Annotated in this window: 7 protein-coding genes; 2 read left to right on the top strand and 5 right to left on the bottom strand. The window is 62.4% G+C overall.

Annotated features, from left to right (window positions below):
* Positions 1-239 precede the first annotated feature (239 nt).
* Both ngr and ACMO6A_RS00865 read right to left on the bottom strand, forming a co-directional pair.
* On the bottom strand, positions 240-842 hold the full coding sequence (gene ngr, locus ACMO6A_RS00870) for a nigerythrin (protein ID WP_009306007.1): 603 nt from the start codon (positions 840-842) through the stop codon (positions 240-242).
* Positions 843-1,110: 268 nt separating this feature from the next.
* Complete coding sequence (locus tag ACMO6A_RS00865; protein ID WP_418470653.1) at positions 1,111-4,383, bottom strand: ATP-binding cassette domain-containing protein; 3,273 nt, start codon at positions 4,381-4,383, stop codon at positions 1,111-1,113.
* Positions 4,384-4,644: 261 nt separating this feature from the next.
* Between ACMO6A_RS00865 and ACMO6A_RS00860 the strand changes: the two genes are divergently transcribed.
* Positions 4,645-6,201: an aminopeptidase 1 gene (locus ACMO6A_RS00860; protein ID WP_086415001.1), complete on the top strand. Its 1,557-nt coding sequence runs from the start codon at positions 4,645-4,647 to the stop codon at positions 6,199-6,201.
* A 111-nt stretch (positions 6,202-6,312) separates the two neighbouring features.
* Here the strand turns inward: ACMO6A_RS00860 and ACMO6A_RS00855 are convergent, their stop codons facing one another.
* The 3 genes from ACMO6A_RS00855 to ACMO6A_RS00845 are packed head-to-tail and all read right to left on the bottom strand — an operon-like array spanning position 6,313 to position 8,887.
* Positions 6,313-6,981 carry a methionine ABC transporter permease gene (locus ACMO6A_RS00855; protein ID WP_009306010.1) on the bottom strand — a complete coding sequence of 223 codons (669 nt, stop codon included), beginning with the start codon at positions 6,979-6,981 and terminating at the stop codon, positions 6,313-6,315.
* The gene (locus ACMO6A_RS00850) at positions 6,971-7,984 is read right to left on the bottom strand and encodes a methionine ABC transporter ATP-binding protein (protein WP_009306011.1); all 1,014 of its coding nucleotides are present in this window, start codon (positions 7,982-7,984) and stop codon (positions 6,971-6,973) included. The genes ACMO6A_RS00855 and ACMO6A_RS00850 overlap by 11 nt, the downstream gene beginning before the upstream one ends.
* Before the next feature lie 27 nt (positions 7,985-8,011).
* Positions 8,012-8,887, bottom strand: coding sequence for a MetQ/NlpA family ABC transporter substrate-binding protein (locus ACMO6A_RS00845; protein ID WP_009608184.1), 876 nt, complete (start codon positions 8,885-8,887; stop codon positions 8,012-8,014).
* 464 nt (positions 8,888-9,351) lie between these two features.
* Between ACMO6A_RS00845 and ACMO6A_RS00840 the strand changes: the two genes are divergently transcribed.
* Complete coding sequence (locus ACMO6A_RS00840) at positions 9,352-10,743, top strand: sodium-dependent transporter (RefSeq protein ID WP_009306013.1); 1,392 nt, start codon at positions 9,352-9,354, stop codon at positions 10,741-10,743.
* Positions 10,744-10,760 lie beyond the last annotated feature (17 nt).

Genomic DNA, 10,760 nt, shown 5'->3' with positions numbered 1-10,760 from the left:
CTCCACGAACGCGCGGTTGTGCGCGAGGATGCCGTCGATGGTGGGGGAGATGGTCGCCTGCTGCTGATCCATAAGAGCCTTCTTTCGTCCGAAGCCCTTATGATAGCGCAACCTGCTCCCGCGCAATGTGCGAACGAATGTTTCACGTGAAACATTCGGTGAAGATGCAGGTCGCAGACGTGGAAACGGCCGCCCGAGGGCGGCCGTTTCTGGCAGATGGAAAAGCTGGGTGCGACGGTTTAGAACGCGCGGAAGGAGGCCTTCGGGCAGAAGCAGATGGGGCACTTCTCGAAGTTCTCGCCCTTGTGGATGTAACCGCAGATGGGGCACAGGTAGAACTTGTCGTCGTCGGGAGCGTCGATGTCGTTGTACGCCGCCAGGTAGCGCTCGGCGTGCACGGACTCGGCCAGCTTGGCGCGGGTGAACACCTGCACGGCCTTCGTGTTGCCCTCTTCCTGAGCCTTCTTGATGAAGGCCGGGTACATGTCGGACGTCTCGAAGATCTCGCCCTGAGCGCCCATGATGAGGTTCAGGTCGGTCTGGATGCCCTCGGCCTCAGGGGCGGCCGGCTTCTCGAAGCCCGGCTCCATCTCGGCGACGAGCGCGTACTCGAGGCCGATGTGGATCTGCTCGGCAGCGGACGTTGCCTCGAACAGGCGAGCGATCTGCTCGTAGCCCTGCTCCTTGGCAGCCTGGGCGAACGCGGCGTACTTGGCGGAAGCGCCGGTCTCGCCGCCGATGGCGGCCTTCAGGTTCTCGAGCGTGGTGCCGACTTCGCAGGTGCCGAAGCCGTCCATGTTCGTGGTGTTCTCGGCGGTGGGGATCTCGGAACGTACCTTCATGGGTGATACTCCTTCTCGTCTTACGTTTTCGTCTGTGCACTCTTATTGAGAATTAATCTCAATAAGTAGAATACTCCGAAGCCGAACGAGACGCAAGGGGGTAATCGATGGCCGTCGGGTATTTCGCGAAACGTCCACAAAAGCGTCCGCGGCAAGCGAGAGGGGCGATGGAAGACGCCGCCCCTCTCGTCTTGGCGAGGAAAAGACGCGCTCTTGCAAAACAGGAGCGCCTCTTCGGTTTGCTCGGGCTTGTGCGGTGCAGCTTCGCTTACTCGCTTCTCAGCGCTTCCACCGGGTCTTTCCTGCTGGCGGCGCTGGAGGGGATGAGGCCGGCCAGGAACGTGAGGAACACGCTGATGGCCACCAGGATGACGGCGGCCTGCCACGGCAGCGAGGCCACGTTCGCCACGTCGAACAGCGAGTAGACGATGGCGTTGGCGGGTATGCAGGCCAGCATGGTCAGGCCGATGCCGATGACGCCGGCCGTGAAGCCCACGATGATGGTCTCGGCGTTGAACACGCGGCTGATGTCGCCCTTGCTGGCGCCGATGGAGCGCAGGATGCCGATCTCCTTCTTGCGTTCCAGCACCGAAATGTAGGTGATGACGCCGATCATGATGGACGACACCACCAGCGAGATGGCCACGAACGCCACCAGCACGTAGCTGATCATGTTCACGATGTCGGTGACCGAGGCCATGAGCGTGCCCACGAAGTCGGTGTAGGTGATCACCTTGTCGTCTTCGCCGTCGGCGGTCATGCGGTCGTTGTAGGCGTCGAGGATGCCGATGACCTTCTCTTTGCTCTCGAAGTCGATGGGGTAGATGTCGATGCCGCTCGGCTTGTTGAAGTCGGCGTAGCCCAGCTTCTTCAGGTTGTTGTCGTAGGAGGCGTCCTCCTTGCCCATCATCGACATCATGAGCTCGGTGAGGTCGTTCTCGTCCATGTTCATCTGGAACGCGTTGGCGAAGGCCGACTCATCGATGCTCATGGCGTTAGACATGTTCGCGGCGATCTGGTTCATGGACTGCTGCATGGCAGCGGACACCTGCGTTTCCAGCGCGGTCTGCATCTGCTGCATGTACGCGCCCAGCACGTTTTGCATGTACGAGCTCATGGCCGTGGTGATGGACGCCTGCAGCTGGCTCTCAAGCGCCTGCGCCATGGCGGGGACGGCTTGCTGCATCTTTGCCGACAGCTGCTGCTGTAGCTGGGTTTGCAGGGCTTCGGTGGCCTGCTTCATGTCGATGGATCCCATGATGGCATCGGCGATCTTCTTCTGGACCTCCTCGCTTTCGAGGTAGGCTTTCGCTCCGTCTTCCATGGTGGGAACCTTACCTTGCGCGACCTGTTCCTGCGCCCAGTTCGCGTACCACGGGTTGAACCCTGCCATGATGTCTTCCATGGCCGCCTGCATCTTCGCCGAATCCATGGTCGGCTGCACATCGCCCAGATCCAGCTTGATGTCGCTGAAATCGACCAGGTTGCTCATGTCGATGCTGCTGGGATCAAGCGCGATGGACGAGCCGTCGAACGCCGGCAGCGATCCCATGTCCAGCGACAGCCCCGACAGGTCCAGCGACATGCCTGACAATCCGCTGGTCAGCGCGCTCTCGTCGAACTTGAACGCCGCCTGGATGGCATCGCCGTCGATAGTGAACAGCGACTGCATATCGAAGCCCTCGCCGTCGTCTTCCTCGCCGAACGGCTTGTCGGTGAACACGTTGGTGTCGGGATGAGCCAGCTGGTCCTTCACGATGGTGCTGCTGGCGGCCTGCTCGATCACGTAGTCGGTCAGCGTGGAGGGGTAGTTGATGCCCGAGCTCAGCATGGTGGCGGTGGCGTCTTCGCGCGGCTGCACGATGCCGACGATCTTCACGTCCTCGCCGTTGTTCACCAGGTTGCGCATGTAGTCGGTGTCGTCCGTCTTGTCTTTCCACACGTTGAACTCGTCGTCGTGCACGTAGTAGTCCGTGGCCTGCACCAGCTTGAACGTGATGCCCAGGATGTCGTCGTAGGTGGGCTGCTCGATGTTGTCGGGCGTGGTCACCTCTTCTTCGGCCGCGAACTTCTTAACCATGTCGTCGAACTCGTTGGCGTCGCGCAGACCCAGCGTGTACAGCATGAAATCGCTGATGTTGCCGTTGCCTGTGAGCACGAGCACCACCTCGTTGTGGTTCTCGGGCCAGTGTCCTGCTTTCACGTCGTACTGGCTCTCGTACAGGTTCGGGTCGCTGGGCATCTCGTAGAACACGTCGGTGCTCATCGACATGGACATGAGGCTGTTCGAGGATGCCGTTGAGCCCAGGCCCAGCGCGGACAGCGACTTGTCGGGGTTCACCTGGCGAAGCTTATCGGTGTTGGAGCTGTATATCTGCGGAGCCACGTTGTAGGTGTATTCGATGGCGTTCGTGTACTGGTCGATGTCGCTCTGACCGCTGTCCAGGTACTCCTTCAGCGACGCCAGATCGTTCGAGCCGATGCTGGAGAACATGTTGGTGACCATCTCGGTGACGCCTACTTTGTCCTGGTCGCCGTCGCCTTCGGCTTCCCCCGTGTTGCCGCCTGCCCCGGTGGCCGCGCCCAGCATCATGGAGGTCATGTCGAAGCCGGTGCTCTGGATTTGCAGCGGGTACTCCGATAGCGTCTCCTCTTCGACGGACTTGATATAGTTGTTCACGCCGTTGGCCAACGACAGGATGGCGGCGATGCCGATGATGCCGATAGAGCCCGCGAACGCCGTCATCAGCGTGCGGCCCTTCTTCGTCATGAGGTTCTTGAACGACAGCGAAAGCGCCGTGAGGAACGACATCTTCGTGCGGCGCGCGGGCTTCTCGCTCACGCGCATGTCCTCGGCGGTGGGCTCGTAGGGGTCGGTGTCGGAGCGGATGACGCCGTCGGTGAGCGTGACGATGCGCGTTGCGTAGTCTTCGGCCAGCTCGGGGGTGTGCGTGACCATGATGACCAGGCGGTCGTTCGCGATCTCGGTGAGCAGGTCCATGATCTGGACGCTGGTTTTGGAGTCGAGGGCGCCGGTGGGCTCGTCGGCCAGCAGGATCTCGGGATCGTTGATCAGGGCGCGCGCGATGGCGACGCGCTGCATCTGGCCGCCGGACAGCTGGCTGGGCTTCTTGTTCACGTGATCGCCCAGGCCCACCTTCTGCAGCGCGGCCACCGCGCGGTCGTGGCGTTCGGCGCGCGACACGCCCGACAGCGTCAGCGCCAGCTCCACGTTGGACAGCACCGTCTGGTGGGGGATGAGGTTGTAGCTTTGGAACACGAAGCCGATGCGGTTGTTGCGGTAGGCGTCCCAGTCCTTGTCTTTATACTGTTCGGTGGAGATGCCATCGATGATGAGGTTCCCCGAGTCGTAGTGGTCGAGGCCGCCCACGATGTTGAGCAGCGTGGTCTTGCCCGAGCCGGAGGGCCCCAGGATGGCCACGAACTCGTTGTCGCGGAACGACACCGACACGTTGTCGAGCGCGGTCTGGGTGAAGTCGGCCGTCGTGTACGACTTGCAGATGTTGAGCAGTTGCAGCATGGGGTGCCTTTCGGTGCGTTCCTCGCGAGGAGGCGAAACGCAGGTGTTACGCAATGGTTGATGCTTCGTTAATCATGGTTGATTTTCCTGCTTTCCCTTCTTGGGAAAGAGCAATCTTCACCGAGTTTACCGAACGGTTACTTTTGGGTTCGCGCCCGCTTGCTTACGATTTGCGGGAGATTGCGCTTTCGGGGTTTCGCTGGCGCTGGGCTTGGCGATAATGGGGCGGAATAAGAAAACGGCGGCGAAAGGACGCATGACATGGAACGCGACGTGGCATGGAAGAAATACGACGAAGCCGACCTCGAGGCGCTGGAGCATCTGGCTGCCGAGTACATCGACTTCATCTCGGACAACAAGACCGAGCGCGAGTGCGCGGCTTCGGCCGTCGCGCTGGCGGAAGAGCACGGCTACCTGCCGCTTGACCAGGCGGTGCGCGAAGGGCGCACGCTCAAGGCCGGCGACAAGGTGTGGGCGCAGGCGCACGGCAAGGCGCTCATCCTGGCGCATCTCGGGCAGAAGCCGTTGGAGCAGGGGCTCAACATCCTGGGCGCGCACATCGACAGCCCGCGCCTCGACCTCAAGCAGAACCCGCTGTACGAGTCGAACGGGTTCACGCTGTTCGATACGCATTATTACGGCGGCATCAAGAACTACCAGTGGGTCACGCTGCCGCTGGCGCTGCACGGCGTGATCGCGAAGAAAGACGGCACCGTGGTGGACGTCCAGGTGGGCGACGACCCGGACGATCCGGTGTTCTGCGTCACCGACCTGCTGGTCCACCTGGCCGGCAAGCAGATGGCGAAGAAGGCCAACGAGGTGGTGGAGGGCGAGGACCTGGACATCCTCATGGGCAACCGCCCTTTGACCTGCGGAGGCGGGAGCCTCGACGGCACCCAGTCGCTCGGCAGTCCTGGCTCGCACGGACGGTCCGCTGGACTGTCCGGCTCGTGCGGAACTCGCTTGGTGGGCGCCGCCGAGGCTCCCGGGGAATCTGCAGTGGACGGCGATCCGACCGAGGATGTCCAGGCTCCTGCTGGTAAAGAAGAAGAGAAGGAGCCCGTCAAGGCGTTCGCGCTTAAGCTGCTGGCTGAGAAGTACGGCATCGAGGAAGAGGACTTCCTGTCGGCCGAGATCGAGGTCGTGCCCGCTGGACGCGCCCGCGACCTGGGATTCGACCGCAGCATGGTGATCGGCTACGGGCAGGACGACCGCGTGTGCGCCTACACGTCGCTCGTGGCGCAACTTGCGCTCGCTGAGGCACCGGAGAAGACGGCCGTGTGCGTGCTGGTGGACAAGGAGGAGATCGGCAGCGTGGGCGCCACCGGCATGGCATCGCAGTTCTTCGAGAACACCATGGCCGAGATCATGGAGCTTGCCGGCGAGGGCGGCCCGCTGCCGCTGCGCCGCGCGCTAGCGGCGTCAAGCATGCTGTCGTCCGACGTGTCCGCCGGCTTCGACCCCGCCTACGCCAGCGCGTTCGAGGCGAAGAACTCCGCGTTTTTGGGGCGCGGCCTGGTGTTCAACAAGTACACGGGCAGCCGCGGCAAGAGCGGCTCCAACGATGCGAACGCCGAGTACGTGGCGCGCATCCGCCGCGTCATGGATGACGCCGGCGTGTCGTTCCAGACCGCTGAGCTGGGCAAGGTCGACGTGGGAGGCGGCGGGACCATCGCCTATATTCCTGCCAAGTACGGTATGGACGTCATCGACTCGGGCGTGGCCGTGCTGTCGATGCACTCCCCGTGGGAGGTCGCCAGCAAAGCCGACATCTACGAGGCCTTCAAAGGCTACGAAGCGTTCCTGAAAAACGCGTAGGGACGCCCTGCGGGCAACGAAGCATCAGAATCGCGAACGGGGGCGGGGCGCATCGAGCGCCCCGCCCCCGTTCCGTCCGCGCACCCGCCGCCCGTCTCGCTATGCTTGCTCTTACGAGCGTCTCCGCTCGATGCGGTTGACGTACCAGTCTCCTGCTGCCTGGATGATCTGAACCAGCACCACCAGCACCGCGATGCACGCGATCATGATTCCCATGTTGTAACGCTGGTAGCCGTAGCGATACGCGAGGTCGCCCAGGCCTCCGCCTCCCACAAGACCTGCCATGGCCGAGAATCCCAGCAGCGAGATGGCGGTGATCGTAATGTCTTTCACCAGCGGCACGTGCGCTTCCGGCAGCACGATGCAGAACATCGTTCTCAGCTTGCCGGCTCCGCTGGCGAACGCGGCCTCGATCATGCCCTTGTCGACTTCGGCCAACGACGCCTCGCTCAGCCGCGCGAAGAAGGCCACCGCCGCGACGGCCAAGGGGATCACCACCGCCTCGGTGCCGATTTTGGTGCCCACTACCAAGGCCGACAGCGGCAGCAGGAAGATGAGCAGAATCAAAAACGGGATGGAGCGCACCACGTTCACCGTCGCGCCCAGCACCTTGTTGAGCAAGGGGCTGTTTATGAACAGGTGCGTGCTGGAAGCGTAGAGCAAAATGCCCAGCGCGCCGCCAGCCACGATGGCGATGACCAGCGCGATGCTGCACATGAACGCGGTCTCTCCCAGCGTTTTGCCCACCTCGAGTAGAATCTCGCTGATGTTATCCGGCATGCTTCAACACCTCCAGATGCTCGACCTGCCCTCTCAGATGCGCGGTCGCTCGGTCGATTTGGTCGTTGGCGCCCTCGGCTCGCACGTACAAAATGCCGAAGGGCTTCTCGTTGATGTACTCGATCTTGCCGTGCAGGATGGAAAGGCGCACGTCGAACAGCTTCCCTGCATCGAATAGCACGGGTTCGGTGGCGTTTTCTCCCGCGTAGGTGAGCTTGATGATAGAGCCGTTTTGCTCGAACGCGCCGCTTGGCAGGGCGAAGTTCTGGGAGTGCCGCACCAGGCCTCGCAGCATCTCGGACTGCGGGTTGGAGAACACCTCGTAGGTTTCGCCTTGCTCCACCACGCGTCCGCCGTCCATCACTGCGATGCGGTCGCAGATGCCTTTCACCACGTCAAGCTCGTGGGTGATGACCACGATGGTCACGCCAAGTTGCTGGTTCACGCGTTTCAGCACGTCGAGCACCGATTTTGTGGTTTCGAGATCGAGCGCGCTGGTGGGCTCGTCGCACAGGAGGATGCGCGTGTTGGCGGCCAGTGCGCGTGCGATGGCCACGCGCTGCTTCTGTCCGCCGCTCAGCGTTTGGGGGTACGCGTCGCGCTTCTCCTCCAGGTTCACGAACTCCAGCAGCTCGACGACGCGCTCCTCGATGTCCTGCTTGCTCCAACGGGCGCACTTCAAAGGAAAGGCAACGTTGTCGTAGACGGTCTTGGCATTCCATAGGTTGAAGTGCTGGAAGATCATGCCGATGCCGCAGCGCGTTTCGCGCAAACGGGCGCCGGTCTGCCCTACGATGGATGCGCCGTCGATCACGATATCTCCCGACGTGGGCTTTTGCAGGAGGTTGATGGTGCGCACAAGCGTCGACTTGCCGGCACCGCTCGACCCGATGATGCCGAACACCTCGCCTTCCAGGATGGTCAGGCTCACGTCGTCGACGGCCGCGGTGGCGGAAGCCCCGTCTCGGGAAAACTCGACCTGGATGTTCTTCAGCTCTATCATGGAACGACCTTCCTTTGCGACGATTGCCTAGTACGAGCTGGGCTTGCCGAAGCCGGCGAAGATGTTGTCGGGGTCGTCGATGACGCTTTTGAACGCATCGGATTGCACGATTCCTTTCACAGCCTGGGCGAATTCGGCGTCGGCATCGGCGCCCTGCACGGCGATGACGTTGTAGTATCCCTCGGACAGCTGCTCGACGTAAGCCGCGTCGGCAAGGTCGAGGCCGGCGCCGATGGCGTAGTTGCCGTTGATCACCGCGACGTCCACGCTGTCCAGCACGGTGGGCAGCACTTCAGCGTTGACCTGCTGGAAGGAAAGGCCACGCGGGTTCTCCGCGATGTTGTTCACCCCTGCTTTCGCGGGGTCGACGGAGGCATCCAGCGTGATGAGGCCCGCCTGCTGCAGCACGCGCAGCGCTCGCGACAGGTTGGTGTCGTCATTGGGAATGGCGACGGTTGCGTTCGGGGGCAGTTGATCGAGCGAGCCGGCTTTGCCCAGGAACACGCCCATGGCGGCGGTGGGCACCTCGACGATGGATGCGAGGTCGAGGTTGTGCTGTTTGGAGAAGCTCTCCAAATAGGTCGCATGCTGGAACAGGTTGAGGTCGATCTCGCCGTCGGCCAGAGCATTGTTCGGCTGCACGTAGTCGGAGAATTCGACGTACTTAACCGAGTAGCCCTGCTCGGTCAGAGAGGGTTCGATGGCCTGCTCGAACATGTCTTGATAGGGTCCTGCGCACACGCCGACTCGGATAGTTTCGGCATTGGAGCCGCCGGTCGACGTACAGCCGGGCAGGATGAGCAGGGCGACGGCCAAGCAGGCGACAAGGGCTGCGGCGGCGCGGCGGGCTCGCGACGAGCGCGATCCGGCGGGGGTTTCATGTGAAGCGGTGCGGATAGTCATGGGTTTGGTCCTTTGTCTCGATGAGGGGTGCTAAGGGTAAAAAAAGAAGCCATAGGCTTCCCGTCTTCGCATGCAATGCTCTCGGCGCGCTTATGGCAGCGGGAGAACTGAATGCAGATGAAGGCAGGCACCAGGGCGCGTGGGTTGGGGCGATTGCATTCGCATGAGCACGGGCTCTCCTCTCTTCAGTGGGGTGAAAGCATTATCAACGGATGCCTAGATTGAAACAAGGGGTTTGGTCATTCGTAGTTTTGGACAGCAGTCATCTGATAAACAGATAACTCGGTTAACGGTAAATTCGTCTACGCAGGTAAAGGGCGGGCAGGTGCACGGTTAGGGCAGGCCGTGCACCGTGCGCTGCCGAACTGCCAATTGGCTTCATTGCCGTCTTCCGCTACACTGCTCGCATTGTTTTTTGCGCGTCCGGACTGTTCAGTCTGGGCGCTTTCGATAAGCGAGGACGTATGGTACGTGAGAAATTCGGATCCCGTTTAGGGTTCATCCTGATCAGCGCGGGATGCGCCATCGGGCTGGGGAACGTGTGGCGCTTCCCTTACATCGTGGGGCAGTACGGGGGCGCGGCATTCGTGCTTTTGTATTTGCTGTTCTTGGTGGTGTTCGCGCTGCCCATTCTCGTGATGGAGTTCGCGGTGGGCCGGGCGAGCCAGAAGGGCGTCGCGCGCAGCTTCGACGAGCTGGAGCCGGCCGGGTCGAAATGGCATCGGTTCAAGTGGGCGGCCCTTGCGGGCAATTACCTGCTGATGATGTTCTACACCACGGTTGCCGGATGGATGCTGGCGTTCATGGCGTTCAGCGGCGCGGGCACGTTCGAGGGCCTGGACGCCGGCGCCGTCGAAGGGGTGTTCAACGGGCTTCTGGCCGACCCGCTTATGATGGTCGCGTTCATGCTGGTCGTAGTGCTGATAGGCGTGTTAGTGACGCGGGCCGGCTTGCGCAACGGCGTGGAGCGCATTACGAAGACGATGATGGCCGCCCTGTTCGCCGTCCTTGCCGTGCTGGTGGTGCGCGCGGTCACGCTTCCGGGCGCCGAAGAGGGCCTGTCGTTCTATCTCATGCCCGATTTCGCGAAGCTGTTCGAAGGCGGGTGGGGGACGTTCGTCGATGCCGTGTTCGCGGCTATGGGCCAGGCGTTCTTCACGGTGTCGGTGGGCGTGGGGTCCATGTCCATCTTCGGCAGCTACATCGATAAACGCTACCGCCTTACGGGCGAGGCGCTGCGCGTCGCGGGGCTGGACACGCTCGTGGCCATCATGGCGGGCCTCATCATCTTCCCGGCGTGCTTCGCGTTCGGGGTGGAGCCGGGCAGCGGCCCCGGCCTGGTGTTCATCACGCTTCCCAGCGTGTTCAGCCAGATGCCGGTGGGGCAGCTGTGGGGCACGCTGTTCTTCCTGTTCATGAGCTTCGCCGCGCTGTCCACGGTGGTGGCGGTGTTCGAGAACATCATGAGCTTCAGCATGGACGAGTGGGGCTGGTCGCGCAACCGCGCTTGCCTGGTGAACGGCATCGCGCTGGCGCTGTTGTCGCTGCCGTGCGTACTGGGCTTCAACGTGTGGGCGGGCGTGGAGGTGCCGGGTATCGGCAATATCCAGGCCATCGAGGACTTCCTCATGTCGAACAACGTGCTGCCGCTGGGCGCTCTGGTGTTCCTGCTGTTCTGCACGTCCAAGCGGGGCTGGGGTTGGGATGCGTTTCTGCGCGAGGCCGACACGGGCGAGGGCACGCGCTTTCCTCGCTGGGCTCGCGGCTACGTGCGCTTCGCGCTGCCCGTGCTCATCCTGGCGGTGTTCGTGGCCGGCTACGTACCCATCGTGCAAACCTGGCTGGGGCTGGGGTAGGCCCGCGGCGCCGGAGG

The sequence above is a fragment of the Eggerthella sp. genome, assembly GCF_048329335.1.
Classification (GTDB): Bacteria; Actinomycetota; Coriobacteriia; order Coriobacteriales; family Eggerthellaceae; genus Eggerthella; species Eggerthella lenta.
This window is presented reverse-complemented; position numbering and strand designations above follow the sequence as displayed.